Source organism: Streptomyces sp. NPDC031554 (assembly GCF_055580685.1).
Map to the genome: position 1 here is coordinate 584,657 of NZ_JBVIKX010000004.1, position 25,202 is coordinate 609,858.

General features: G+C 71.7%; 24 protein-coding genes. 17 read left to right on the forward strand and 7 right to left on the reverse strand.

Annotated elements, in window-relative coordinates; translation table 11 throughout:
• The first annotated feature begins 442 nt into the window (after positions 1-442).
• From ACZ5FU_RS14685 to pstB, 7 genes are all read left to right on the forward strand, one after another.
• Positions 443-2,674, forward strand: coding sequence for an RNA degradosome polyphosphate kinase (locus ACZ5FU_RS14685; protein ID WP_451530751.1), 2,232 nt, complete (start codon positions 443-445; stop codon positions 2,672-2,674).
• Positions 2,655-3,776 carry a CHAD domain-containing protein gene (locus tag ACZ5FU_RS14690; protein WP_451530750.1) on the forward strand — a complete coding sequence of 374 codons (1,122 nt, stop codon included), beginning with the start codon at positions 2,655-2,657 and terminating at the stop codon, positions 3,774-3,776. The genes ACZ5FU_RS14685 and ACZ5FU_RS14690 overlap by 20 nt, the downstream gene beginning before the upstream one ends.
• 37 nt (positions 3,777-3,813) lie before the next feature.
• Positions 3,814-4,248: an NUDIX hydrolase gene (locus ACZ5FU_RS14695; protein ID WP_469045402.1), complete on the forward strand. Its 435-nt coding sequence runs from the start codon at positions 3,814-3,816 to the stop codon at positions 4,246-4,248.
• A gap of 381 nt (positions 4,249-4,629) precedes the next feature.
• Positions 4,630-5,766 (forward strand): phosphate ABC transporter substrate-binding protein PstS, encoded by a 1,137-nt coding sequence (gene pstS / locus ACZ5FU_RS14700; protein WP_451530748.1) that lies wholly within the window; start codon positions 4,630-4,632, stop codon positions 5,764-5,766.
• 137 nt (positions 5,767-5,903) lie between these two features.
• A complete protein-coding gene (gene pstC / locus ACZ5FU_RS14705) occupies positions 5,904-6,914 on the forward strand; it encodes a phosphate ABC transporter permease subunit PstC (RefSeq protein ID WP_451530747.1) in 1,011 nt (336 codons plus the stop codon).
• Entirely contained in the window at positions 6,911-7,972 is a 1,062-nt protein-coding gene (pstA, locus tag ACZ5FU_RS14710) for a phosphate ABC transporter permease PstA (protein WP_451530746.1), read from the forward strand. The genes pstC and pstA overlap by 4 nt, the downstream gene beginning before the upstream one ends.
• Before the next feature lie 71 nt (positions 7,973-8,043).
• Entirely contained in the window at positions 8,044-8,820 is a 777-nt protein-coding gene (gene pstB / locus ACZ5FU_RS14715) for a phosphate ABC transporter ATP-binding protein PstB (protein WP_451530745.1), read from the forward strand.
• Positions 8,821-9,007: 187 nt separating this feature from the next.
• Here pstB and ACZ5FU_RS14720 read toward each other — a convergent pair whose 3' ends face one another.
• Positions 9,008-10,006: an inorganic phosphate transporter gene (locus tag ACZ5FU_RS14720; RefSeq protein WP_451530744.1), complete on the reverse strand. Its 999-nt coding sequence runs from the start codon at positions 10,004-10,006 to the stop codon at positions 9,008-9,010.
• Between the two features lie 7 nt (positions 10,007-10,013).
• Positions 10,014-10,634 carry a DUF47 domain-containing protein gene (locus ACZ5FU_RS14725; RefSeq protein ID WP_073496855.1) on the reverse strand — a complete coding sequence of 207 codons (621 nt, stop codon included), beginning with the start codon at positions 10,632-10,634 and terminating at the stop codon, positions 10,014-10,016.
• A 224-nt stretch (positions 10,635-10,858) separates the two neighbouring features.
• Here ACZ5FU_RS14725 and ACZ5FU_RS14730 point away from each other — a divergent pair, with 224 nt between their 5' ends.
• A complete protein-coding gene (locus ACZ5FU_RS14730; RefSeq protein ID WP_451530743.1) occupies positions 10,859-11,200 on the forward strand; it encodes a metal-sensitive transcriptional regulator in 342 nt (113 codons plus the stop codon).
• Positions 11,201-11,247: 47 nt separating this feature from the next.
• Here ACZ5FU_RS14730 and ACZ5FU_RS14735 read toward each other — a convergent pair whose 3' ends face one another.
• Together ACZ5FU_RS14735 and ACZ5FU_RS14740 are read right to left on the reverse strand one after the other, a co-directional pair.
• The gene (locus tag ACZ5FU_RS14735) at positions 11,248-11,415 is read right to left on the reverse strand and encodes a hypothetical protein (RefSeq protein WP_451530763.1); all 168 of its coding nucleotides are present in this window, start codon (positions 11,413-11,415) and stop codon (positions 11,248-11,250) included.
• Positions 11,416-11,572: 157 nt separating this feature from the next.
• Entirely contained in the window at positions 11,573-12,409 is an 837-nt protein-coding gene (locus ACZ5FU_RS14740) for an SCO4651 family lipoprotein (RefSeq protein ID WP_451530742.1), read from the reverse strand.
• Positions 12,410-12,551: 142 nt separating this feature from the next.
• Here ACZ5FU_RS14740 and ACZ5FU_RS14745 point away from each other — a divergent pair, with 142 nt between their 5' ends.
• Together ACZ5FU_RS14745 and ACZ5FU_RS14750 are read left to right on the forward strand one after the other, a co-directional pair.
• The gene (locus ACZ5FU_RS14745; protein ID WP_451530741.1) at positions 12,552-12,725 is read left to right on the forward strand and encodes a hypothetical protein; all 174 of its coding nucleotides are present in this window, start codon (positions 12,552-12,554) and stop codon (positions 12,723-12,725) included.
• A gap of 91 nt (positions 12,726-12,816) precedes the next feature.
• Positions 12,817-14,412, forward strand: coding sequence for an FAD-binding oxidoreductase (locus ACZ5FU_RS14750; protein WP_468646815.1), 1,596 nt, complete (start codon positions 12,817-12,819; stop codon positions 14,410-14,412).
• Between the two features lie 107 nt (positions 14,413-14,519).
• Here ACZ5FU_RS14750 and ACZ5FU_RS14755 read toward each other — a convergent pair whose 3' ends face one another.
• Together ACZ5FU_RS14755 and ACZ5FU_RS14760 are read right to left on the reverse strand one after the other, a co-directional pair.
• The gene (locus ACZ5FU_RS14755) at positions 14,520-15,233 is read right to left on the reverse strand and encodes a phosphatase PAP2 family protein (RefSeq protein ID WP_451530739.1); all 714 of its coding nucleotides are present in this window, start codon (positions 15,231-15,233) and stop codon (positions 14,520-14,522) included.
• Between the two features lie 236 nt (positions 15,234-15,469).
• Entirely contained in the window at positions 15,470-16,477 is a 1,008-nt protein-coding gene (locus ACZ5FU_RS14760) for a C40 family peptidase (RefSeq protein WP_451530738.1), read from the reverse strand.
• A 191-nt stretch (positions 16,478-16,668) separates the two neighbouring features.
• Between ACZ5FU_RS14760 and ACZ5FU_RS14765 the strand changes: the two genes are divergently transcribed.
• The 7 genes from ACZ5FU_RS14765 to ACZ5FU_RS14795 all read left to right on the forward strand — a co-directional run bounded on the left by ACZ5FU_RS14765 (position 16,669) and on the right by ACZ5FU_RS14795 (position 24,499).
• Entirely contained in the window at positions 16,669-17,001 is a 333-nt protein-coding gene (locus ACZ5FU_RS14765) for a DUF397 domain-containing protein (protein WP_468838666.1), read from the forward strand.
• A gap of 345 nt (positions 17,002-17,346) precedes the next feature.
• Entirely contained in the window at positions 17,347-17,655 is a 309-nt protein-coding gene (locus tag ACZ5FU_RS14770; RefSeq protein WP_003991275.1) for a hypothetical protein, read from the forward strand.
• Between the two features lie 189 nt (positions 17,656-17,844).
• Positions 17,845-18,669 (forward strand): DUF8175 domain-containg protein, encoded by an 825-nt coding sequence (locus ACZ5FU_RS14775; protein WP_451530736.1) that lies wholly within the window; start codon positions 17,845-17,847, stop codon positions 18,667-18,669.
• Entirely contained in the window at positions 18,659-20,005 is a 1,347-nt protein-coding gene (locus ACZ5FU_RS14780) for a hypothetical protein (RefSeq protein WP_468646820.1), read from the forward strand. The genes ACZ5FU_RS14775 and ACZ5FU_RS14780 overlap by 11 nt, the downstream gene beginning before the upstream one ends.
• Positions 20,002-21,561, forward strand: a complete 1,560-nt coding sequence (locus tag ACZ5FU_RS14785) for an SCO6880 family protein (protein WP_451530734.1) — start codon at positions 20,002-20,004, stop codon at positions 21,559-21,561. Before ACZ5FU_RS14780 ends, ACZ5FU_RS14785 begins: the two co-directional genes overlap by 4 nt.
• 8 nt (positions 21,562-21,569) lie before the next feature.
• The gene (locus ACZ5FU_RS14790; protein WP_451530733.1) at positions 21,570-22,994 is read left to right on the forward strand and encodes an ATP-binding protein; all 1,425 of its coding nucleotides are present in this window, start codon (positions 21,570-21,572) and stop codon (positions 22,992-22,994) included.
• Between the two features lie 17 nt (positions 22,995-23,011).
• Positions 23,012-24,499: a type IV secretory system conjugative DNA transfer family protein gene (locus ACZ5FU_RS14795; protein WP_451530732.1), complete on the forward strand. Its 1,488-nt coding sequence runs from the start codon at positions 23,012-23,014 to the stop codon at positions 24,497-24,499.
• Between the two features lie 3 nt (positions 24,500-24,502).
• Here ACZ5FU_RS14795 and ACZ5FU_RS14800 read toward each other — a convergent pair whose 3' ends face one another.
• Positions 24,503-25,048, reverse strand: a complete 546-nt coding sequence (locus tag ACZ5FU_RS14800) for a GNAT family N-acetyltransferase (protein WP_468646823.1) — start codon at positions 25,046-25,048, stop codon at positions 24,503-24,505.
• Positions 25,049-25,202 lie beyond the last annotated feature (154 nt).

Below are 25,202 nucleotides of genomic sequence, written 5' to 3' on the forward strand. Positions count from 1 at the left end.
CACCCACGGGGGCCGGGCCCGGCACGTCTCTCCACGGGGGGGAGGGACGTACCGGGCCCGCGGCCGTACGGGCGCCCCACGGACGCGGGGCGCCCCGCCACCGTCACGGGCGCCCCGCGTCCCTGACGGCGCGAGGCGCCGCCCGAGCCGTGCGGAAAGGCGCTACCGGGGCATCCGGGCCGGGGCATGGCGAGCCGGGGCATGGCGAGCCGGGCCCTCCCCGCCACATCCCCTCACCCCTGCGGGCCGCCGCCAGATATCCCGCACGCCATGTCTCCGTAACCGCCGGTTCAGACGGGCTTGCGACGCTCGGTCAATGAACCGCGCCGTGCCCGAGCCCTCGCCTCCCCCCGAGGACAGAGTCCTCGACGGGAACGCCACCGTGCTCCCCCGCGCACGATCCGACGCGCCTGTCTCGCCGTCGGCGCGGAAGAATGGATCCATGAGCCAGTCGAACGCCCAGGCCAAGGTCCAGCACGAGCAGCCCTCCGTGGGCTCCATAGCCGCGCACCGCCCGCACACGGTGGCCGCCGCGGTATCCGATCTGGAACCCGACATCGACGCCGACCTCGACGGGTACGAGGAGTCGCCGCACGACGGGCCCCAGCTGCCGCAGGGCCGCTTCCTCGACCGGGAGCGCAGCTGGCTGGCGTTCAACGAGCGGGTTCTCGAACTCGCCGAGGACCCGAACACGCCCCTGCTCGAGCGGGCCAACTTCCTCGCCATCTTCGCGAGCAACCTCGACGAGTTCTTCATGGTCCGGGTGGCCGGCCTCAAGCGCCGCATCGCCACCGGCGTGGCCACCCGCTCCGCCTCCGGCCTCCAGCCGCGCGAGGTGCTGGAGATGATCTGGGCCCGCTCCCGCGAGCTGATGGCGCGGCACGCCGCCTGCTACCACGAGGACGTCGCCCCCGCGCTCGCGGAGGAGGGCATCCACCTGGTCCGCTGGAGCGAGCTGACGGAGAAGGAGCAGGCCCGCCTCTTCACGCTGTTCCGGCACCAGATCTTCCCCGTCCTGACGCCCCTGGCGGTCGACCCGGCGCACCCCTTCCCGTACATCTCGGGTCTCTCCCTGAACCTCGCGGTGATCGTGCGCAACCCGGTCAGCGGGCACAAGCACTTCGCGCGCGTGAAGGTGCCGCCGCTGCTGTCCCGCTTCCTGGAGTGCTCCCCGGGCCGCTACGTCCCCGTCGAGGACGTCATCGCCGCCCACCTGGAGGAGCTGTTCCCGGGCATGGAGGTGCTGGAGAGCCACGCCTTCCGCCTCACCCGCAACGAGGACCTCGAGGTCGAGGAGGACGACGCCGAGAACCTCCTCAAGGCCCTGGAGAAGGAGCTCATGCGGCGCCGCTTCGGACCGCCGGTGCGCCTGGAGGTCGAGGAGTCCATCGACCGCGAGGTGCTCGACCTGCTGGTGCGCGAGCTGAAGATCGGCGAGGCCGAGGTGTACCCGCTGCCGGGTCCCCTGGACCTCACCGGCCTGTTCCGCATCCACGGCCTTGACCGGCCCGAGCTGAAGTACCGCAAGTTCATCGCGGGCGTCCACCGCGACCTGGCCGAGGTCGAGTCGGCGTCCGCGCCCGACATCTTCGCGGCGCTGCGCAACCGGGACGTGCTGCTGCACCACCCCTACGACAGCTTCTCCACCTCCGTGCAGGCCTTCCTGGAGCAGGCGGCCGCCGACCCGGACGTCCTCGCCATCAAGCAGACCCTGTACCGGACCTCCGGCGACTCCCCGATCGTCGACGCGCTCATCGACGCCGCCGAGTCCGGCAAGCAGGTCCTCGTCCTGGTCGAGATCAAGGCCCGCTTCGACGAGCACGCCAACATCAAGTGGGCGCGCAAGCTGGAGGAGGCCGGCTGCCACGTCGTCTACGGCCTGGTCGGCCTGAAGACCCACTGCAAGCTGTCCCTGGTGGTCCGCCAGGAGGGCGAGACGCTGCGGCGCTACAGCCACGTCGGCACCGGCAACTACCACCCCAAGACGGCCCGGCTGTACGAGGACCTCGGCCTGCTCACCGCGGACCCCCAGGTCGGCGCGGACCTCTCCGACCTCTTCAACCGGCTCTCGGGCTACTCCCGCCGCGAGACCTACCGCCGGCTGCTGGTCGCCCCCAAGTCCCTGCGCGACGGCCTGATCTCGCGGATCGACAAGGAGGTCCAGCACCACCGCGCCGGACGCCCCGCCCACGTCCGCATCAAGGTCAACTCGATGGTGGACGAGGCGCTCATCGACGCCCTCTACCGGGCGTCCCAGGCCGGCGTCCCGGTCGACGTCTGGGTGCGCGGCATCTGCGCCGTACGGCCGGGCGTGCCGGGCCTGTCGGAGAACATCCGGGTCCGTTCGATCCTCGGCCGCTTCCTGGAGCACTCCCGGGTGTTCGGCTTCGGCAACGGCGGTGAGCCCGAGGTGTGGATCGGCAGCGCCGACATGATGCACCGCAACCTCGACCGCCGTATCGAAGCCCTGGTCAGGGTCGTCGACCCGGCCCACCGGGCGGCCCTGAACCGGCTGCTGGAGACCGGCATGTCGGACTCCACCGCGTCCTGGCACCTCGGCCCGGACGGCGAGTGGACACGGCACGCGACCGACGCGGACGGCCAACCCCTGCGCAACGTCCAGGAGATGCTCATAGACGCCCGGAGGCGCCGGCGTGGCACAGCGACACCATGACCTGACGGATCACACGGCCGGGCGTGCCGCCCCACCCGTGACCGGAGAGGCCCTGGCCGGCTATCTCCGGGGCCAGGCCACCGAGTTCCTCCGCGCGCTGCGCCTGCACCGGGAGACCGGCGGCGGGTCGAACGGCTCGGGCGGCACGGCGGACGCCGTCGACGCGGCGCGCGCCCTGCGCCGCTCGGCCCGCCGGATCAGCGGCAGCCTGCACACGTTCCGCACGCTGCTCGACCCCGGCTGGTCGGAGGAGATGCGCCCCGAACTGGCCTGGGTGTCGGGCACGCTGGCCCTGGAACACGCCTGCGGGTCCCGCCTGGAGCGGCTGCTGCTGGCCCTGCAGCGGCTGTCGGGGGCGACGGCGATCCCGGCCCAGGCCCTGGCGCCGGCCGCGGGCGCGGTCGTGTCCGTGGCCGGCTCCCGGAAGGCCGCCGCGCCGAGAGCGGCGGGCACCGTCCCCGACCGCGGCAACCTGACCGTGGGCGCGGCCAAGGCGGGGGCGCTCCTCGACCGCCAGCTCACCCTCGCCCGCACCCGGGCCCACTCCACCGCCCTCCAGGCCCTCGGTTCCTCCCGCTTCCACGCCGTCGCGGACAAGGTCGCCGTCCTGGCCAGCGAGGTCCCCCTCGCGCCGCACGCCGCCACCGCCGACCCGCGGCCCCTGGCCGCCGCGGCCGAGGAGCGCCTCGCGGACGCGGTCGCCGCGCTGCCCCTGGTGACCGCGGGCCATCCGTACAACGCGGAGGCCCTGGTCCACGGCCTGTCCCCGGACCCCGCCCCGCACCCGCAGGACGCGCCCTGGCACCAGGTCCGCCTCCTGCTGCGCCTGCACCGGTACGCCCTGGAGGTCCTGCACGGCGACGACGGCCCGCACGGCGACGACGGCCGGCTGCTCCCGGCCGGCCAGGCCCTCGACCGCCACCGCGACGCCTCGGAGGCGGCGGCCGCGGCGTCCCAGGCGGCCCGCACGCCCCGCATCGCCCCGGCGACGGCGTACGCGCTGGGCGTGCTGCACGCGGACCAGCGGCACGAGGTGGAGGCCGCCCGGTACGCCTTCCAGCGTTCGTGGCAGAAGCAGACCGTCGGCACGAGCACGTCGTAGCCCGCGAGAGCCCAGTTCCCCCAGGAGGCGGTGACCGGTGAGCCATCCCGACGGCACGTCCGCGGAAGATCCTGTCCGGGCGGCCGGCTGCGTCCTGTGGCGAAGGTCGCCGTCCGGCGGTGAGCTGGAGGTATGCCTGGTCCACCGACCGAAGTACGACGACTGGTCCCACCCCAAGGGCAAGCTCAAGCACGGCGAGGACTGGCTGGCGTGCGCCGTGCGCGAGGTGGCCGAGGAGACCGGCCGCACGGCGCACCCGGGGCCCCGGCTGCCCACGGCCCGCTACCTGGCCCAGGGCCGCCCGAAGGAGGTCCGCTACTGGGCGGCCGAGGCCGGCGTGGGCCGTTTCACGCCGAACGACGAGGTGGACCGGGTGCTCTGGCTGCCCCCGGCGGCCGCCCGCGACCGCCTCACGCAGCCGAGGGACCGCGCCCTGGTGGACGCACTGCTCGCGGCTCTGCACCGGGCTTAGGCCGGCCCGCCCGGCTCGTCCGGCCCGACCCGGGACGCACCGAGGGCGCGGGCCGGACCAGCGGTACGAGCCGGCGGTACGAGCCGGGCCCGCAAGCCGGCGGAGGCCCCGCCGGTTCCACCGGCCCGATGCACCGGCCGCGGGCCCGGCTCCGGCCCCGCCGGAATCACCCTGTGTCCTCGGCGTGAGCGTTCCGTGACCTCACCGCACCGCCTTCAGGGGTTCACCCCGCGTTCATGTGTGCCCGTAGGCGGCTTCACCTGTTCTGCCTAATTTCGGCCTTACCCGGTGCGGTGCGCGACTTCAGGGAAGCGCTCGTGCCGCCCAGTCTTCGCACGCCGCCGGATTCAGGACGGCGGCTCTCGGAAGGATCTCCCTCAAGTGAAGCTTCAGCGCATGAACCGGCGGGCCCTCACCCTCGGTGCTCTCGCCGTCTCCGGCGCCCTGGCCCTCACGGCGTGCGGCTCCGACGACACCGGCTCCAAGAACAGCGGCGGCGGCAACAGCAGCTCCGCCGCCGCGGGCGCCGGCGACATCAAGTGCGACGACGCCAAGGGCCAGCTCCTCGCCGACGGCTCCTCCGCGCAGAAGAACGCGATCGACGCCTGGGTCAAGAACTTCACCCAGGCCTGCAACGGGGTCCAGGTCAACTACAAGGGCTCCGGTTCCGGCGCCGGCATCACCGCGTTCACGCAGGGCACGGTCGCCTTCGCCGGCTCCGACTCCGCGCTGAAGCCCGAAGAGGTCACCGCCTCCAAGGAGGTCTGCACCGGCGGCCAGGGCATCGACCTGCCGATGGTGGCCGGCCCGATCGCCGTCGCGTACAACCTCTCCGGCGTCGAGAACCTCGTCCTGGACGCGCCGACCCTGGCGAAGATCTTCGACGGCAAGATCAAGAACTGGAACGACGCGGCCATCGCCAAGCTGAACCCGGGCGCGAAGCTTCCCGACCTCCAGATCCAGCCGTACCACCGCTCGGACGAGTCCGGCACCACGGACAACTTCACCAAGTACCTGATCGCCGCCGCCCCCAGCGACTGGAAGTACGAGGGCGGCAAGGCCTGGCAGGCCAAGGGCGGCCAGTCCGCGTCCGGCTCCTCCGGTGTCGCGCAGGGCGTCAAGCAGACCAACGGCGCCATCGGCTACATGGAGCTGTCGTACGCCAAGGACGGTCTCGGCACCGTCGCCCTGAACACGGGTGCGGCCGCCCCGGTCAAGGCCTCCTCCGAGGGCGCCACCAAGGCCGTCGCGGCCGCCAAGGTCGTCGGGACGGGCAACGACCTGGCGCTGAAGATCGACTACACCTCCAAGGCCGAGGGCGCGTACCCGATCACCCTGGTGACGTACGAGATCGTCTGCGACAAGGGCAACAAGGCCGCCACCCTGCCGGCCACCAAGGCCTTCCTGCGCTACCTGGCCAGCGAGCAGGGCCAGGGCATCCTCTCGGGCATCGACTACGCGCCGATCCCCGACTCCATCATCACCAAGGTCCGCACCACCGTCGAGGGCCTGAGCTGATCTGAAGGTGCGGTCCGGCGCCGGGTACGTCCGGCGCCGGACCACACCGTCCGGTGCACCGCCGCCAGGGGCCGCCCGCACATCCGGCCCCGCCCGAGCCGCCCACCCACGAGCGGCTCCGCAGACCGGAGAACCCCATGGACATATCGATGCAGAAGACAGACGAAGCACCTCCACCCACGGTCCCGCCCGCCACGACCGAGCAGAAGCGCGCGGCGCGCGGCGCCACCCGGCCCGGTGACCGGATCTTCCTCGGTCTCTCCCGCGGGTCGGGCATCCTGCTGCTCGCGATCATGGCCGCCATCGCGGTCTTCCTCGCCTACCGGGCCTCGCTGGCCATCAGCGAGGACGAAGCGAACTTCCTCACCGCCTTCGAGTGGAACACCGGTCTGGTGCCGCCGAAGTTCGGCATCGCCGTCCTCGCCTTCGGCACGGTCGTCTCCTCGATCGTCGCCATGGTGCTCGCGGTCCCGATCGCCGTCGCCATCGCGCTGTTCCTCACCCACTACGCCCCGCGCAAGCTGCGCAGCCCGATCTCGTACGTGATCGACCTGCTCGCCGCCGTGCCCTCCATCGTGTACGGCCTGTGGGGCGCCCTGATCCTCGTCCCGCACATGGACGGCCTCTTCGGCTGGCTGGACGACTACCTGGGCTGGACGGGGATCTTCTCCTGGGACCAGGGTGCCCCGCGCTCGATGCTCACCGTCGGCATCCTGCTGGCGATCATGATCCTGCCGATCATCACCAACGTCAGCCGCGAGGTCTTCCGCCAGGTCCCGCAGATGCACGAGGAGGCCGCGCTGGCCCTCGGCGCCACGCGCTGGGAGGTCGTGCGGATGTCCGTGCTGCCGTTCGGCCGCTCCGGTGTGATCTCCGCGTCGATGCTCGGCCTCGGCCGCGCCCTCGGCGAGACGATGGCCGTCGCCACGGTCCTCTCCCCCGACTTCGACATCCACGCCAGCCTGCTCAACCCGGGCGGCGGCACCTTCGCCCAGAACATCGCCAGCAAGTTCAACGAGGCGAACGAGTTCGGCCGGGACGCGCTCATCGCCTCCGGCCTGGTCCTGTTCGTCATCACGCTGCTGGTCAACGGCGCGGCCCGCGCGATCATCGCCCGCCGCAAGGAGTACTCGGGGGCCAACGCATGAGCCACGCCGTCATCGACGACAAGCGCCCCAGCACGCTGCGCGGCGCCTCCCTGCCGAAGTGGTCCCCGTGGGCCATCGCGGGCGGTTCGATCGCCCTGGCCGTGGTCATCGGTCTGGCCGGGGGCCTCGACAGCCGCGTCCAGTGGGGCCTGATCGCCGGCCTCCTCTTCCTGCTGTCCACCTACGGCATCGCCGCCCGCGTGGAGGGCCGCCGCCAGGCCAAGGACCGCATCGCCACCGCCCTCGTCTGGGTCGCCTTCCTCATCGCCGTCGTGCCGCTCGCCTCGCTGATCTGGGCGACCGTGGAGCGCGGCACCAAGGTCCTGGACGTCTACTTCCTGACCCACTCGATGGGCGTCGTCGCCGACTCCGAGGCCGGCGGCGGCATCTACCACGCCATCCTCGGCAGCCTGGAGCAGGTCGGCCTCGCCACCGTGATCGGCGCCCCGATCGGCATCCTCACCGCGATCTACCTGGTGGAGTACGGGCGCGGCAAGCTCGCCCGCGCCGTCACCTTCTTCGTGGACGTCATGACGGGCATCCCGTCGATCGTCGCGGGTCTGTTCATCCTCAGCCTCATGCTGATGTTCGACATGCAGCCCTTCGGCTTCGCGGGCTCGCTGGCCCTGGCCATCCTGATGATGCCGGTCGTCGTACGCTCGACGGAGGAGATGCTCAAGCTCGTCCCCAACGAGCTGCGCGAGGCCTCCCTCGCGCTGGGCGTCCCCAAGTGGCGCACGATCCTGAAGGTGGTCGTCCCGACCTCCATCGGCGGCATCATCACCGGCGTCATGCTCTCGGTGGCGCGCATCGCGGGCGAGACCGCACCCGTCCTCCTCCTCGTCTTCGGAAACCCGTTCATCAACGCGAACCCGTTCGAGGGCGCGCAGGCGTCGCTGCCGCTGTACATCTACCAGCAGTACGCGCAGAGCGCCGGTTCGCAGCCGGCGTACGACCGCGCCTGGGCGGCCTCGCTCACCCTGATCGCCTTCGTGATGATCCTCAACCTGGTGGCCCGCGGCATCGCCCGCTGGAAGGCCCCGAAGACCGGTCGCTGAGTATCGAGCTGCGGCTGCCGCCGCGCGGGACCACAGCGACCGACCGGACTTTTGGAAGTGAAGTAGCAGACATGGCGAAGCGAATCGACGTCAGCGGACTGACCGCGTACTACGGCTCCCACAAGGCGATCGAGGACATCTCGATGACCGTCGAGCCGCGCTCGGTGACGGCCTTCATCGGCCCCTCCGGCTGCGGCAAGTCGACGTTCCTGCGCACCCTGAACCGCATGCACGAGGTCACCTCCGGTGGCCGCGTCGAGGGCAAGGTGCTGCTCGACGACGAGGACCTGTACGGCCAGGGCATCGACCCGGTGTCGGTGCGGCGCGAGGTCGGCATGGTGTTCCAGCGTCCGAACCCCTTCCCCACGATGTCGATTTTCGACAACGTGGCGGCGGGCCTGCGGCTGAACGGCAACTACAAGAAGAGCGAACTGCAGGACGTCGTCGAGAAGTCCCTCAAGGGCGCGAACCTGTGGAACGAGGTGAAGGACCGCCTGAACAAGCCGGGCTCCGGCCTGTCCGGCGGCCAGCAGCAGCGTCTGTGCATCGCGCGGGCGATCGCGGTGGAGCCGAACGTCCTGCTGATGGACGAGCCCTGCTCCGCGCTCGACCCGATCTCCACCCTCGCCATCGAGGACCTGATCGGCGAGCTGAAGGAACGCTTCACGATCGTCATCGTCACGCACAACATGCAGCAGGCGGCGCGCGTCTCCGACCGTACGGCCTTCTTCAACCTGGCGGCCGTCGGCCAGCCCGGCCGGCTGATCGAGATCGACGAGACGGAGCGCATCTTCTCCAACCCGTCGGTCCAGGCCACCGAGGACTACATCTCGGGCCGCTTCGGCTAGGGCGCGTTTCGAAAGTGGCGTCGTCTGCCCGAAGGGCAGGCGGGACTTTCGCAACACGCCCTAGAGATCCCGACCCCTCGCGGTGCTGCATGGCGGTGCCACCGCGAGGACGCAGAAGAGCCCGCCCCCTGGCTCCCGGGGGGCGGGCTCGCGCGTTGCGGGGAGGGCCGGACGGGCCCCGGTCGCCCTACAGGAACGCCAGGTCGACGATCCAGAAGGCGCCGGCCGCGACGACCGCGGCCGCCGGCATGGTGATGAACCAGCCGAGGACGATGTTCTTGGCGACGCCCCACCGCACGGCGTTGATCCGCTTGGTCGCGCCCACGCCCATGATCGCCGAGGTGATGACGTGCGTCGTCGAGATCGGCGCCTTGAAGAGGAACGCGGAGACGAACATGATCGAGGCGCCGGTGGTCTCGGCCGCGAAGCCCTGCGGGGGGTCCAGCTCGATGATCTTCCGGCCGAGCGTGCGCATGATGCGCCAGCCGCCCGCGTAGGTGCCCAGCGACAGCATCACGGCGCACACGATCTTGACCCACACCGGGATCGGGTCGCCGTAGTCCTCGACGTCGGCGATGACCAGCGCCATCACCACGATGCCCATCGTCTTCTGCGCGTCCTGGAGACCGTGGCCGAGCGCCATGCCGGCCGCCGACACCGTCTGCGCGATGCGGAAGCCCCGCTTGGCCTTGTGCGGATTGGCGCGCCGGAAGATCCACATGATCGCCGTCATCACCAGGTAGCCGACCAGCAGGCCGATCACCGGCGACAGGAACATCGGGATGACGACCTTGTCCAGCACCCCGTCCCAGTACACCTGCGTCCCGCCGGCCAGCGCCGCGCCCACCATGCCGCCGAACAGCGCGTGCGAGGACGAGGACGGCAGGCCGAAGTACCAGGTGACGAGGTTCCAGGTGATCGCGCCCACCAGCGCCGCGAAGAGGATCCCCATCCCCTGCGACCCCTCGGGCGTCTGGATGAGCCCCTCGCTGACGGTCTTGGCGACCCCGGAGCCGAGGAAGGCGCCGGCGAGGTTCATCACGGCGGCCATCGCCAGCGCCGCCCGCGGGGTCAGCGCCCGCGTCGACACGGACGTCGCGATCGCGTTCGCCGAGTCGTGGAAGCCGTTCGTGTACGTGAAGAAGAGCGCGACCCCGATGGTCGCGACCAGAGCGAAGGTGTCCATGAAGGGGTCAGGACTCCTTGACCGCGATGGTCTCCACCGTGTTCGCCACGTGCTCGAAGGCGTCCGCGGCCTCCTCCAGCACGTCCACGATCTGCTTGAGCTTGAGCACCTCGATCGCTTCGTACTTGCCGTTGAAGAGGTGGGCGAGCAGCTTGCGGTGGATCTGGTCGGCCTGGTTCTCCAGCCGGTTGACCTCGATCCAGTACTCGGTGAGGTTGGACATGGTCCGCAGGTTCGGCATGGCCTCGGCGGTCAGCTCCGCCGCCCGCGCCAGCACCTCGATCTGCTGCTCGACGCCCTTGGGCAGTTCCTCGACGTTGTAGAGGACGACGAGGTCGACGGCCTCCTCCATGAAGTCCATGATGTCGTCGAGGGACGACGCGAGGTTGTAGATGTCCTCGCGGTCGAACGGCGTGATGAAGGAGGAGTTCAGCTGGTGGAAGATCGCGTGCGTGGCGTCGTCACCGGCGTGTTCCGCGGCCCGCATACGCTCTGCGATCTCGGCCCGGCCGGCGGTGTCCGCCCCGAGCAGTTCCATGAGGAGTTTCGAGCCCGTGACGATGTTGTCCGCGGACGCGGCGAACATGTCGTAGAAGCTCGTCTCCCTGGGGGTCAGACGAAAGCGCACGTGGGGTCCTCAGGATGCATCGGTTTCGGTCAGGCTGATGCTAGGCGCATCATCCGGCCACGGCTAATGGGCCGCCCACCAGTGTCACCCATGAACCACGACGACCGGCAGCGGGGCCGCCCGGTGGTCCGTTCCACGGGACGCCGGCAACCGCGACCACAGGCCCTATACCCTGCAAAGTTCGGTACGATATACCCAGTAGGGGTATATGTCTGGAGGACACCATGACGACCACCGAGGCCGGGGCGGCCACCGAAGAGACCGTGACCGACCACGACCGCGGTGTGCACGGCTACCACCAGCAGAAGGACGAGCACCTCAAGCGCCTGCGCCGCGTCGAGGGACAGATCCGGGGCCTCCAGCGCATGGTCGAGGAGGACACCTACTGCATCGACATACTCACCCAGGTGTCCGCCTCCACCAAGGCCCTGCAGTCCTTCGCGCTGCAGCTGCTGGAGGAGCACCTGCGCCACTGCGTCGCCGACGCGGCCGTCAAGGGCGGCGACGAGATCGACGCGAAGGTCGAGGAGGCCACGAAGGCCATCGGCCGCCTGCTGCGGACCTGAGGTCGGTCCCGGCCCCGGAACCCCCGCCGCCGGCCGGGGCCCGCGCGTCAGCCCGCGCGGGCCTCGCGCTCCTCGGCCACCCTCAGCACCTCGTCGATGCTCTCCAGGCTCAGCCGCTCCTCGGCGGCGGAGGCCGCGATGATCAGCTCCCCGCACAGTTCGATCTCGGCGAGGGCCACGTGGTCCTGTACCGCCGTACCGCCGACCGTAGCCACGCGCATCACCTCGTCCCTGCCGTCACCGACTTCCTAGAGTAGGGAGCGGCGTACAGGCCGCGCATGGCACGGACGGGCTAGTCCTCATACCGGTTCCCTGGCCGGATCCGGCCCCCACCGGCCCCCACCGGCCGCCCGCCCCCGGCGCCGGCCCGGCTCACTCCTCCGCGATCCGCCCCGCGTAGATGTCCGCGGCCGCCGGCAGCCGTACGTCGACGGGCGCCCCGAAGCCGTACAGCAGCGTCGTCGAGGCGACCGCGACGGCCCCCTCCCGCCGCCCGTTGACGAAGGTGAACCGGTGCCGGACCTTGCGGATGCGCCCCTCGTCGTCGAGGTAGGCGTCGAAGGGGACCCGGGCGGTGGCGAACCCCCGCGCCGCCGCGCCCAGCGAGTCCCGGCCGCCCGCCGAGGCGCCCTTCGCGGCCACCGCGAGGTCGGCGGTGCCGCGGAAGTGCCGCACGTCGGTCCCCGCCAGCCGGCTCCGGCCGACATAGGTCGCGGTGCGCGTCCCGCGCAGCACCTCGGCGGCGGCGTACGGGTCGGTCGCGCCGCCGGTCACCAGGTTTCCGTCGGACAGCGTCGCCGTGTCCACCCGCACCCATTTGTCGGCGGGCACGCCCGCCCCCCGGTTCTTCATGAACAGCGCGCCGGGCGCGAGGAGTTCGACGATGGGCCGGTGCTCACTGCCACCGGCCGGATCCTGCGGGAGCACCACCTTCAGCCGCCCGAGCTGCCGGCGGTAGTCGTAGACGCCCTCGCCGCGGATCGTCACACGGGTCCCGCCGGTGGCCATCTCCATCGACGTCCGGGCCTTCGAACTGCCCGCCGCCACCAGCGCGTCGGCCGCCCGCCGGAGCGTCTCGACCGGGTCGGCGGGCCCGGCGTCCGCCACGGCGTTCCCGGACCCGGCGCAGCCGGCTGCGCCGGCCCAGACCCCGGCCACCAGCCCCGCGACGACCGCCGTGCCCCACCGCTGCCGCTGCCACCGCGTCATCGCCTGTCTCCCCAGCCGGTACGTCCGTCACGGGCCTCTCGTCGTTGTCGATAACGACGGGTGGGCGGCCCCCGTCACGCGCGACCGGGACGCACGCCGGCCGCAGGCGTCCTTCCCGCCGGAGCTGGGTACGGTTGACTCCGTGACCCAGCAGGACCCTTCGGTCTCCTCCCCCGGCGACGGGGAAACCCACACCACCACGACCGTCGAACGCGGCCCCTTCTGCCTGGCCCGCTGCACCTGCGGCTGGCACGGCCCGGCGCGCAGGGCGAGAAGTCTGGCCAGAGCGGACGCCGCCGGCCACACCCACGACTGACCCCTCGCGCCCCCCTCGCCCGGGAACCCCCGGGGCCGGGGCCCCGTCTGGCTCCATGAAACAGGCGGAAGACGCAAGGGGGCGCTCGGACATGCATCGGCGTACGTTCATCGCGGGCGGCACCGCGGTAGCCGCAACGGCCGCGTGCCGGCCGGGCGCCGGGGGCGGCGGCTCCCTCGGGACCGCTTCCGGGACCGTGACCGGGGCCGCGTCCGTGACCGGGGCCGTCCCCGGCACGGCGGACGGCAAGATCCCGCTGCGGACCACGAGCGCCGCGGCCGCCGCCGACTGGGCCGCCCTCGGCCGTTCCCTCGACGGCCCCCTGATCCGCCCTCAGGACGCCTCGTGGACGACGGCCCGGCAGCTGTACAACACCCGCTTCGACACCCTCCGGCCGGCCGCGGTCGCCTACGTCGCCCACCCCGACGACATCCGTACCGCCCTGGCGTACGCCCGCGCCCACGGCACCAGGGTCGCCATCCGCAACGGCGGCCACTCCTACGGCGGCTGGTCCTCGGGCGACGGCCGGCTGATCCTCGACGTCTCCCGGCTGAACCGGGTCCGCGCGAGCGGCGGTTCGGCCGTCGTCGGCGCCGGCGCCAAACTGATCGACGTCTACCGCGCGCTCGCCGCCAGGGGCGTGACGATCCCGGCCGGTTCCTGCCCGACGGTCGGCGTCTCCGGCCTGGTCCTGGGCGGCGGCCACGGCGTCGTCTCCCGCGCGTACGGCCTCACCTGCGACAGCCTCACCGGGGCGACGATCGTCACGGCGGACGGCAGGCAGCTCACGGCGGACGCCACGCACCACGAGGACCTGTTCTGGGCGCTGCGCGGAGCCGGCAACGGCAACTTCGGCGTCGTCACCGAACTCCGCTTCACCACCCACCCGGCACCCCAGGCGGTGACCGGCCACCTCTCCTGGCCCTGGCCGAGGGCCGCGGCGGTGGTGCGGGCCTGGCAGGAGTGGGGCCCGTCCCAGCCGGACGAGATCTGGTCCGCCCTCCACCTGGCGAGCACGCCCGGCGGCACCCCGAGGGTCTCCGTGTCCGCCTTCTGCATCGGCACCCACGGCCAGCTGCAGAACGCCGTCGACCGCCTGGCGGCCCGCGTGGGCGCCTCCGCGACGAGCGTGTCGCTGCGCCGCCGCTCCTACGAGGAGGCCATGGAGATCTACGCCGGATGCTCATCCTTCGCCACCGACGCCCAGTGCCGTCTGCCCGGTCCGACCCCCGGCCGCTCCCCGCGGGGCGCCCTGGGCCGCGAGACCTACGCGGCCCGCTCCGACTTCTTCGACCGCTCCCTCTCGCCGGCGGGCGTCCAGGCCCTGCTCCGGCAGCTGGGAACCGTCCGGGGCGGCTCGGGCAGCATCGCGCTCACCGCCCTGGGCGGCGCGGTCAACCGGGTCTCCCCCACGGCCACGGCGTTCGTCCACCGCCGCTCCCGGATGCTGGCCCAGTACCTGGTGGCGTGGCGCACAGGCACGACGGGCACGACGGCCCGGTCCTGGCTCGCCACGGCCCACCGCGCCATGGCCCCGCACGCCTCGGGCGCCGCCTACCAGAACTACGCGGACCCCACCCTGCCGGCCTGGAAGAAGGCGTACTACGGCCCGGCGCTCCCGCACCTCACCCAGGTGAAGCGCCGGTACGACCCGACCGGCTTCTTCACGTACGCGCAGTCGCTGTGACGGGCCCGGTCCGGCCCGCGGTCACCCGCCACCGCCGGGCGGCGGCCCACGGCCGGCATCCCACGGCTCAGGGCCGGGAAGCCCCCGGCCCGCGACCGCGCGACCGCCTACGCGGCCAGGTCCCGCTCCTCGGCGGAGGTCGCCTCGACCCGGTTCCCCGGCACCACGGCGTCCTTCCCCGTGCCCCGCACGGAGCGCGCCCGCACGACCCACCCCAGCCATGCGGTCCCCTCGACCGCCTTCAGCACGGGGGTGAGCAGCATCGAGGCCACCGGCGACAGCAGCAGCGCCACCGCCGTACCGAGCGCGAACCCGCCGATGACGTCCGTCGGGTAGTGCACCCCCATGTACACCCGGCAGAAGCCCTCCACCAGCCCCAGCCCGATGCCCACGAGCCCGAACCTGCGGTTGGCGACGAAGAGCGCGACCCCCATCGCCATGGTGATCGTCGCGTGGTCGCTCACGAAGGAGTAGTCGGTCTTCCCCGAGACCAGGACCTCGAGACCCTGGTGGTCGAGGAAGGGCCGGGGCCGCTCCACGAATCCCCGTATCGGCACGTTCACCAGGACCGCGACCGCGGCGGCCAGCGGCACCCACACCAGCGCGGCCACGGAGGAGGCGGCCTCCTCGGCCGGCACGGGCCGCCGCCGCACGGTCCACCAGCACCAGACCACGAGCAGCACCATCGCCAGGAGCAGCCCGTACTCGCCGACGAACTCGACGATCCGGTCCAGCCAGTGCGGCGCTTCCTTGGCGAGGCCGTTGATGTCGTAGAGCAGGTCGACGTCAGGGTTCGACCCGGATGCGGCGAGTCCAGCCATGGTGCTGCGGCCCCTTCGTCGTTGCTGCCGGGCGCGCCCACGCGCGCCGCTCGTACCCACCCCCGTGGTCGTGGATCCGCGTCGCCGCTCTGTCGGTCGGTGACAGGCATCGCTCGCCCACGTCAACAGGAACGCACGACTCCCGTCGATACGTTCCGCCCTCCACTGAATGATCACGCAGACGTTATCGAAGAGAAACACGTCGCCGCAGCTCAGGCCACGGCCCGCCGCCCGGTTCAGACCCGTGTGGGGAGCGCTTTCGCGCCATCCTCGGTGACCCGCGTGGCACCGAAGTACTTGCGGGTGTCGATCGGGTCGAACCGGATGACCGCCCCCGTGCGGGGCGCGTCGATCATGTACCCGCCGCCGACGTAGATGCCGACGTGGTCGATGGCCCGGGAGTTGTTCGGATCGGTCGAGAAGAACACCAGGTCACCCGGCAGCAGCTCGTCCCGCGAGGGATGCGGCCCCGCGTTGTACTGGTCGTTGGCCACGCGCGGCAGGGTGATCCCGACGCTCTCGTACGCCGCCTTGGTCAGCCCCGAGCAGTCGAACCGTCCGCCCTGCTCAGGCGTGCCGTTGCCACCCCACAGATACGGCGTCCCGAGCTTCTTCTGCGCGAAGTAGATCGCCCCGGCGGCCTGCTCCGACGGATCGACCCGGGTGACCGGCGCGGCGAAGCTCTTCGCCAGCGTGGTGATCGTCTTCACGTAGTTCCGGGTCTCCCGGTACGGCGGCACACCCCCGTACCTGATGACCGCGTAGGCCCCCGCGTTGTAGGACGCGAGCATGTTGTGGGTGGGGTTGCCCGGCACCTTCTCGACGTACGAGGCGAGTTCGCAGTCGTACGTCGCGGCCGACGGAATCGCGTCATTCGGGTCCCACACGTCACGGTCCCCGTCCCCGTCGCCGTCGATGCCGTGCGTGGCCCAGGTGCCGGGGATGAACTGCGCTATGCCCTGGGCCGCCGCGGGACTCTTGGCGTTCGGGTTGAATCCGCTCTCCTGGTAGAGCTGGGCGGCGAGCAGTGCCGGGTCGATGGCGGAGCAGAGGTTGCCCCACTTCTGCACGAGCGCCTGGTAGGCGGCCGGCACGGCCCCCTTGGCCAGCCCGACGCTCCTGCCGCCCACGCCTCCGGCGACGTTCCCGGCGATGACGTACACGCCGATGACGAGCAGCATCACGAAGCCGAGCCCTGCCGCAGTCGCGGCACCCGCCAGGATCCACGCCTTACGCACCGTCAACCGCCCCTCACCCGTACGGGTTTCCGCCCGCGTCAGTGTATGAGCTTCCCCCGCGGAATCCCGTACAACCGAGGCTTCCTCCCGCCGGCCGGACCGCCGCCCGGTGGGGCGCCGCCCCGCCCGGACCCTCGCCCCGCGCGGGCCCCGCTATCGTCCTCGTGTCGCCGAGGCCCGTGCGGAAGGAATCCCCCGTGACCGACATCCCCCCCGACCTGACGTGGGTCCGCGCCGCCCCGCCGGGGGCGACCGGCCCCGGCCCCTGGATCGAGATCGCCTTCGGCGAGGGTGACGGCGGAGAGGCCCCCGTCCACCTCCGCGAGACCAGCGACCCGGACAACGTGGTGACCACGAACCGGCGCAAGTGGGACGCGTTCGTCCTGGGCGTACGGGCGGGAGAGTTCGACCACTTCGTGGAGGGCGTGGGCGAAGCGGAAGGCGTGGACCGGGTGGACGGCGCGAGCGGAGCGGATGGGCCGGCGGACGCGGACGGCGAAGCCGGGACCGCCGTCCGGCCGCTGCCCTGAAACGCCGCCGGGGAGAGCGCGAAGGACGAGCCGCGACCGCGCCTCCCGTTCGCCCTCGGTCATGAGACCATCGAAAACGGAAGCTCACCCGACCAGCCGTCAGAAACGGCGCACGGCCGTGAAGTGGGTCAACGACGGAACCGCACGACAGGTTCCGTTCCGACTTCATTGCCCGGCGTGACCTGCCGTGATACACAGAGTGACGAGTGCGTGCCATTCGTACGAATCCCGCCCGTCAATGACGCCAAGTCGACATACGAAGGCGGCGTTGTCGGCGACAATGAGGCCTGACCTCTGCACACCGCAGGGGCCTCTCGGAACTACCCACCAGGGGCGGTGACTTACATGCTCTTTGCGGCCGACAAGGGCGACATCAACACCATCATCGGCGGGATCGCTCCGGACTGGGGCCCCTTCGGCAGCCTGGGCAACGAGGCCAAGGTGATGATCGAGGTGGTGATGGCGGTCGCCATCCTCCTCTGCCTCGGGATCGCGATCTGGGGCGCCGCCAAACAGCGCATCGGCGCGACGGCCCTGCGCGACACCTTCAGCGCGGAACAGGGCAAGGGCCTCATCATCGCCGGGCTGACGGGCGTGTTCATCATCGGGTCCCTCGGCACCCTGTTCACGATCGTGTACGGCATGGCCGTGTAGCGGGCGTCGCCCACCGACCGTCCGCTCCGGGCACTCCCGGCCCCCTCCACCCCACCCGTCCGTCGTGCCCACCGGCTGAGGTTGCGTCTCCCTGATGTCGAGTCACCACACCGCGCCCGCGCGGGAACCAGCACGGCTAACGTCGTACTCCTACGTGTTCCGGTACGGCAGCGAGGGGGCGTACACGGCATGAGTCCCGGAGACGAACACGACTACGGCGAGCCCTCGGGCACCCGTGTGCGCCTGCCCGAGGCCGACCCCTACGGCGGCGCCCGCCGTCCCGCCCGCTCGTCCTCGCGCAGCCTGGTCATGGTGGTCGGCGTCGTCGTCCTCCTGATCGCCGCGATCGCCTTCGCGAACCGCGGAGGAGACGATTCCCCATCCACCGCGGCCACGGGCGAGGGCAACGGCGACAAGCCGAGAACCTCGTCGACGGCGGCGAGCGGGACGAAGCCGGTGGAGACGAGAACCGGCGGCATCCCGTCGGGCTTCGCCCGAACCCAGCAGGGTGCCCAGTCGGCCGCCGCCAACTACGCCGTCGCGCTGGGTTCGACCGGCATGTTCCAGAAGGAGAGCCGGCACGCGCTCGTCGGCACCGTCTACACCGCCGCCGCGGCGGCCGGGCTCCAGGCCCCGATGGACCAGGCCTACTCGGCGGACTTCCTGGCCAAGCTGGGTCTGGACGCCAACGGCAGCGCACCGGCGGGCAACACCTTCGTCTCGCGCGTCGTCCCGGTGGGCACCACCGTCCAGGCGTACACCGACACCGCCGCGAAGGTCGCCGTCTGGTACCTCGGTCTGATCGGCATGTCCGGGGAGCGCTCGACCGACCCCGTCACCTCGTCGTGGAAGACCTGGACCTTCGACCTCCAGTGGGTCGAGGGCGACTGGAAGGTCGCCGCCGACGAACAGAAGGGTGGCCCCGCCCCGGTCCCGGGTGACGACAAGGCCGCCGCCTCCGACGAGATCAGCAAGGCCATCGAGGAGTACGGAGGGTTCACGTATGCCCGGTAACCCGCACCGCGTGCTCCGGCTCACCGGAGTCGTCGCGGCCGTCCAGACGTCGGCCGTACTGCTGGCCACCCGCGCCTTCGCCGTACCCACGCCCAGCCCGTCGCCCTCGCCGTCGTCCTCGGCCTCGCCCTCCCCTTCGGGCAGCCTCGACTGCAGCCTCATCTCCGGCGAGGCCAAGAAGTACTGCGAGAAGGGCAACAACCGCTCCGGCACCACCCCCAGCGTCTCCGAGACGGCCGACCCCCTCTCCTCGCTGGCCAAGGGCTGTGCCGAGGCCGCCGCCTGGACCGTCGACAAGCTCAGCGTCGCCGTGCAGGAGACCGCGAACGTCGACTTCACCAACGCCCGGTTCCTCCAGCAGTACGCCGTCGTCTTCGCCGCGTCGACCGTCCTGACCCTCCTGCTGTGGCTGCTGGCCGTCGCCAAGCGGGCCGTCCGGGGCGTCCCCCTCACCACCGCGATCGGCGAGGCCGTCGGCTTCCTGTGGCTCACCGTCCTCGCCTCCGCCTTCACGCCGCTGATCCTCTACACGGTCGTCTCGGCCACCGACGGCATCAGCGAGGTCCTGGCGAAGACCACCGGCAACCAGACCGACACGTTCTTCGGCACCTTCTCCGCCGCCCTGGAGAAGGGCGAGGACATCGGCGGCGGCCCGATCATGCTGATCGTGGTCTCCCTGGTGTCCATCCTCGCCGCCGGCGTCCTGTGGCTGGAGCTGGTCCTGCGGGCCGCCCTGCTCTACGTCGGCGCCCTGCTCGGCACGGTCGTCTACGCCGGCCTCGTCGACAAGAACCTCTGGGGCCACGTCCGCCGCTGGGCCGGCATCATGATCGCCGTCATCCTGGTCAAGCCGGTCATCGTGATCGTCCTCGGCCTGGCCGGCGCGCTCTCCGCCGACGACGGCCCGGGCGCCTTCGGCGCGGTCGTCTCCGGCCTGTCCATCATCCTGCTGGCCATCTTCGCCAGCGCGATGATCTACCGCTTCGTGCCCGGCTTCGGCGACGAGATCGCGGGCTCGCGCAACAACCGCATGATGCAGGGCGCGGAGAGCAAGGCCGCGGCCGTCATCAGCTCCCCCGCCACCCTCGTCGCCCAGGGCATCAAGACCCACAGCACCCGCGCCGACAGCAACGCCGGCGGTTCCTCCGGTGGCCGGCGCCCGGCCGACCAGACCTCCGGCGGCATGGCCGCGCACAGCTCACGCCCCGCGAACGCAGGCGGCGGATCCGTCCCCTCCGCCGCACCCGCGCCCCGCACCGGCAGCCCGATGAACACCCCGCACGCCGGCAACACCCGCAACAGCAGTACCAACAGCACGGGAGGTGAAGGGCGTTGACGACTGATTCCCACGTGTCCCACGCGGTCACGCCCCGCCGTACATATCTGATCGGCCGCGCCCGGCCGAACGCGATCGTCGGCCGCAACCGCGAGTCCGGAGAGATCGCGCTCATCGTCGTCGGCGCGTTCCTCGGCATGATGTGCGGGCTCCTCGTCCCCGTCCTGACCCTGCGGATCGTGCTGCTCGCCGGCTTCCCGATGATCGCGATCGCCGCGGTCTACATGCCGTACAAGCACCGCACGTTCTACAAGTGGTTCGAGATCAACCGCAGTTACAAGCGCACCCTGCGCCGCGGCACGGTCTACCGCTCGGCCGCCATGGAGGCGGGCACCCGGATCGACGGCCAGGAGATCGAGATCGGCCCGCCGCCCGGCATCGGCCGGATCAGCTGGCTCGCCGCCCCCTTCGGCCCCGACGAGATCGCCGTCCTGCTGCACGCCGACCGCCGTACGGTGACCGCGGCCATCGAGATCGAGGGACCCGGCGTCGGCCTGCGCGACAGCGAGGACCAGGAAGCCCTCGTCGACCGCTTCGGCACCCTCCTCAAGCACGTGGCCAACGGCGACGGCTTCGTCACCCGCATCCAGATGCTCGCCCGCACCCTCCCGGCCGACCCAGACGCCCATGCCAAGGACGTCTCCCAGCGCGGCGACGACACGTCCCCGCCGTGGCTGCAGTCGTCGTACGACCAGCTCCAGTCGATGGTGTCGACGAGCAGCGAGCAGCACCGCGCCTACCTGGTCGCGTGCATGCACTACACGCGCGAACTGGCCGCCGAGGCCAACGCCATGGCCCGTGCCGCCCGCCCGCAGAACGGCCGCAAGCTGGACCGCGACGCCGGTCTCGCCGTCGTCATGGCCCGCGAGCTGACCGACATCTGCTCCCGCCTCCAGGAGGCCGACATCCGGGTCCGCCAGCCCCTCGGCCAGGGCCGGCTGTCGTCGCTCGTCCACTCCATGTACGACCCGGACCACCCGATCGACCACATCCAGGCGATGACCCGGCGCAACGCCTGGCCGGCCGAGCTGGACGCCATGGAGCCGACCTACCTCAAGGCCAAGACCCGCGAGTCCTCCACCCGGGCCCCCTGGTGCCACGCCACGGCCTGGGTGAAGGAGTGGCCGATGACGCCCGTCGGCGTCAACTTCCTGGCCCCGCTCCTCGTCCACACCCCGGACGTCATCCGGACGGTCGCCGTGACGATGGACCTCGAACCCACCGAGGTCGCCATCGAGCGCATGCTGACCGAGAAGACGAACGACGAGGCGGAGGCGAGCCGGGCGGCGAAGATGAACCGCACCGTGGACCCGCGTGACGTGGCCGCCCACTCCCGCATCGACCAGCGCGGCGAGGACCTGGCGAGCGGCGCGGCCGGCGTCAACCTCGTCGGCTACATCACCGTCTCCTCCCGCAACCCGGAGGCATTGGCCCGCGACAAGCGGACGATCAGGGCGTCCGCGGGCAAGTCGTACCTCAAGCTGGAGTGGTGCGACCGCGAGCACCACCGCGCGTTCGTGAACACCCTCCCGTTCGCCACCGGCATCCGAAGGTAGGGCTTTACATGCGGGACCCGATGTCCGTCCTCACCGACGCCTTCACGTCCTTCCTCTTCGGCAAGGTCGAGACCACCCGCCTGCCCGTACGCACCTCCACCGGCCAGGCCCAGGCGGTCTACCTGCCGACCGCCGCCCCCGGCCTCGGCGACTCGGGCGTGATCATCGGCCGCGAGGTCTACTCGGGCAAGGGCTACATCTACGACCCCTTCCAGCTGTACGGCCAGCAGCTCCCGGCCCCGCACTGGCTGGTCCTCGGGGAGTCCGGCAACGGCAAGTCGGCCCTGGAGAAGACGTACGTCCTGCGCCAGCTGCGCTTCCGGGACCGCCAGGTGTGCGTCCTGGACGCCCAGGGCGAGGACGGCGTCGGTGAATGGAACCTCATCGCGCAGGCGCTCGGCATAACTCCCATCCGCCTGGACCCGACGGCCGCCCTGGACCACGGCATCCGCCTCAACCCGCTGGACCCCTCGATCACGACGACGGGCCAGCTGGCGCTGCTGCGCACCATCGTCGAGGTCGCGATGGGCCACGGCCTGGACGAACGCTCCGGCTTCGCCCTCAAGGTCGCCCACGCCTACGTCAACGAGACGATCGTCGAACGCCAGCCGGTGCTCACCGACATCGTCGAGCAGCTACGGCACCCCGAACCGGAGTCGGCCGAGGCGATGAACGTCGCCATAGAGGACGTACGGGCGTGGGGCCTGGACGTGGCGCTGGTCCTGGACCGCCTCGTCGACGGTGACCTGCGCGGCATGTTCGACGGCCCGACGACGGTCGGCATCGACCTGGACGCCCCGCTCATCGTCTTCGACCTGTCCCACATCGACCGCAACTCCATCGCCATGCCGATCCTCATGGCGATCGTCGGCGTCTGGCTGGAGCACACCTGGATCCGCCCCGACCGGAAGAAGCGCATCTTCCTGGTCGAGGAGGCCTGGCACATCATCAACAGCCCCTTCGTGGCCCAGCTGTTCCAGCGGCTGCTGAAGTTCGGCCGCCGCCTCGGCCTGTCCTTCGTCGCGGTCGTCCACCACCTGTCCGACGTGGTCGACGGAGCGGCGGCGAAGGAAGCCGCCGCCATCCTCAAAATGGCCTCCACACGGACGATCTACGCCCAGAAGGCCGACGAGGCGAGGGCGACGGGGCGCGTGCTCGGCCTGCCCCGGTGGGCGGTGGAGATCATCCCCACCCTCACCCCGGGCATCGCGGTGTGGGACGTCAACGGCAACGTCCAGGTCGTCAAACACCTGATCACCGAGACGGAACGCCCGCTGGTCTTCACCGACCGCGCGATGACCCAGTCGTCGGCCGACCTCGCCGAGGACGACGCGCTGCGCGCCGCGGAGCTGGAACAGGAGCGGCGGGCGGCGGCCTTCGTGGAACAGCACCTGCCCGACTTGGACGGCTCGTCCGAGTCGACGGTGGCGTAGGCGCGGGAGGCGGCGCGATGAGAGCGGGCGACCACCACGGCCAGGACCGGGGGCGGGGCCAGGGAGGCGTCCCCGACGGCCTGCTGGTCGGGCTGCTCGCGTTCCTGCTCGGCATGACACTGCTGGTGTGGACGGCGACGGGCCTCGCGGCCCTCTTCGCCCACGGCTCCTGGCCGGCCGGCGTCACCTTCCCCCGCACCCCTCTGGCCATGCGCCACCTCGTCGGCCGGCCGCACGACGTCGCCGGCGCCTGGCCGGCCGCCGACCCATCGGCCCTCTCCGGGTACGGCCTGTTCTGGGGCCTGTTCATCGGCCAGGTGATGATCCTTCTGGTCCTCACGGTGTTCACGCTGGGCACGGTGGCGAGGTGGCGGGCCGTACGGGCCGGTCGCGGTGCGCGGCCCGGCCACGAGGTGCCCCTGCCGGTTCCGGCCCCGGCACCGGAGCCGGTGGCCCGCCCGGCCCAGCACGAGGTGCCCACCCCCCGGACGGAACCCGCGCCGCGGGCCACGGAGGCCCTTCCCGTCGCCGGGGCCGAACCGGTGACCGGCCGGGAGGCGTCGTTCCCCCCGGAGGCCACGGCCGCCACCGTCCTCTACGCCGCGCCCGGCATCCGCCACGCCGGCGCGTCCCGGGCCGTACGCGACGCCGAGGGCGCCGTCCTGGTCGTCACCTCGCACTCCGCGCTCTGGCAGGACACCAAGGACGCCCGGGCCAAGCTCGGCCCGGTCCTTCTCTACGACCCCGTCCACCTCTGCGACACCCCGGCCCGTCTGCACTGGTCGCCCCTGGCCGGCTGCGAGGACAGGGCGACGGCGGCAGCCCGCGCGAGTGCCCTCCTCACGCCCGTCCGGCCCACCTCCCGCCTGGACCAGGCCGTCGCCGAGACCGCCGAGACCCTGCTGCGCAGCTACCTGCACGCCGCCGCCATCGACGGCCGCACCGTCCGCCACGTGCACCGCTGGTCCCAGGGCACCGGGCTCCAGGAAGCGGTCCGCACCCTGCGCACCAGTCCGAAGGCCGCGGCCGGTGCCGCGGGCGAGCTGGAAGCCGCCCTCACGGCCCATCCCGAACGGCGGGACATCGCACAGGAACTGACGACCCGTGCCCTGTCCGCCCTCTCCACGGTGAACATCCGCGAGGCCTGCACTCCCCACCGAACCGACACCCTCGCCCTGGATTCCTTCGTCCACGAAGGGGGAACGCTTTACGTGGTCGGTGAATCCATCGAGGACCCGAGGACCCGCCCCGGCGCGATGCCCTTCCTCACGGCCCTCGTCTCCAGCGTGGTCGAGCGCGGCCGGCGCGTGGCCGAACGGTCATCCTCCGGTCGGCTCGACCCACCACTGACCCTGGTCCTGGACGACGTGGCGGCCGTGGCTCCGCTCGCCCAGCTCCCCGACCTCCTGGCCGAGGGCGCAGGCCTCGGTCTTCCCACCCTGGCCCTGCTCCGCTCCCCCGAGCAGGCCCGAGCGCGCTGGCCCCACCACGAACTGCCGGTGTGACCCCTACGTCCGCTCGAGGACGTACTCCAGCTCGCGGCCGCCGGAGTCCCCGGCCAGCGGCACGACGACCCCGCTCGGCACGAAGCCGGCCCTGTGGTAGAAGGTCCGGGCCCGGCCGTTGTCCTCGTGCACGATGAGCCGCACACGCTCCAGCCCGCGTGACCACGCCCATTCCAGCCCGGCGTCGAAGAGCACCTCGGTCAGTCCGATCCCGCGGTACTCGGGCCGCACGAACACCCCGACGACGTGCCCCTGCCGCTGTCCGACCGGAAAGCCCGCCCAGTCCTTGGTCCCGGCCTCCTCGACGAGCACGGTGAGCGTCCCCACCCATTCCCCGTCCGGCCCTTCGGCGACGATCTGCTGCGCCTGCTCGGCCCCTTCGGCCCCTCCCGCCGTCCGCTCCCGCCAGAAGGAGTCGGACCTCGCCAGCCCTTGCTCGTACGTCTCCAGGAAGGCGAGGTGCGCGACCGGGTCTTGCAACGCCAGGAGCCGCAGCTCCTTCACGGCCGGCCACTCGTCGGCACGCACGGACCTGATCAGGTAGCTCATGGGGCCACCGTAGTACCCGGCGCCGACGCGCTCACCGGAATAAACCCGCTCCGAATTGCCCGTGAACGCAGAAGACCCCCGTGCCAGTGGCACGGGGGTCTCCCGGAATGATTGTTCGGCGGCGTCCTACTCTCCCACAGGGTCCCCCCTGCAG

What these genes read in the sequence shown, in the direction of transcription:
- ACZ5FU_RS14685 (WP_451530751.1), top strand. Translation starts at nt 443, where the DNA reads ATGAGCCAGTCGAACGCCCAGGCCAAGGTCCAGCACGAGCAGCCCTCC.
- pstC (WP_451530747.1), top strand. Translation starts at nt 5,904, where the DNA reads ATGGACATATCGATGCAGAAGACAGACGAAGCACCTCCACCCACGGTC.
- pstA (WP_451530746.1), top strand. Translation starts at nt 6,911, where the DNA reads ATGAGCCACGCCGTCATCGACGACAAGCGCCCCAGCACGCTGCGCGGC.
- pstB (WP_451530745.1), top strand. Translation starts at nt 8,044, where the DNA reads ATGGCGAAGCGAATCGACGTCAGCGGACTGACCGCGTACTACGGCTCC.
- ACZ5FU_RS14720 (WP_451530744.1), bottom strand. Translation starts at nt 10,006, where the DNA reads ATGGACACCTTCGCTCTGGTCGCGACCATCGGGGTCGCGCTCTTCTTC.
- ACZ5FU_RS14730 (WP_451530743.1), top strand. Translation starts at nt 10,859, where the DNA reads ATGACGACCACCGAGGCCGGGGCGGCCACCGAAGAGACCGTGACCGAC.
- ACZ5FU_RS14740 (WP_451530742.1), bottom strand. Translation starts at nt 12,409, where the DNA reads ATGACGCGGTGGCAGCGGCAGCGGTGGGGCACGGCGGTCGTCGCGGGG.
- ACZ5FU_RS14750 (WP_468646815.1), top strand. Translation starts at nt 12,817, where the DNA reads ATGCATCGGCGTACGTTCATCGCGGGCGGCACCGCGGTAGCCGCAACG.
- ACZ5FU_RS14755 (WP_451530739.1), bottom strand. Translation starts at nt 15,233, where the DNA reads ATGGCTGGACTCGCCGCATCCGGGTCGAACCCTGACGTCGACCTGCTC.
- ACZ5FU_RS14770 (WP_003991275.1), top strand. Translation starts at nt 17,347, where the DNA reads ATGCTCTTTGCGGCCGACAAGGGCGACATCAACACCATCATCGGCGGG.
- ACZ5FU_RS14775 (WP_451530736.1), top strand. Translation starts at nt 17,845, where the DNA reads ATGAGTCCCGGAGACGAACACGACTACGGCGAGCCCTCGGGCACCCGT.
- ACZ5FU_RS14780 (WP_468646820.1), top strand. Translation starts at nt 18,659, where the DNA reads ATGCCCGGTAACCCGCACCGCGTGCTCCGGCTCACCGGAGTCGTCGCG.
- ACZ5FU_RS14790 (WP_451530733.1), top strand. Translation starts at nt 21,570, where the DNA reads ATGCGGGACCCGATGTCCGTCCTCACCGACGCCTTCACGTCCTTCCTC.
- ACZ5FU_RS14795 (WP_451530732.1), top strand. Translation starts at nt 23,012, where the DNA reads ATGAGAGCGGGCGACCACCACGGCCAGGACCGGGGGCGGGGCCAGGGA.
- ACZ5FU_RS14800 (WP_468646823.1), bottom strand. Translation starts at nt 25,048, where the DNA reads ATGAGCTACCTGATCAGGTCCGTGCGTGCCGACGAGTGGCCGGCCGTG.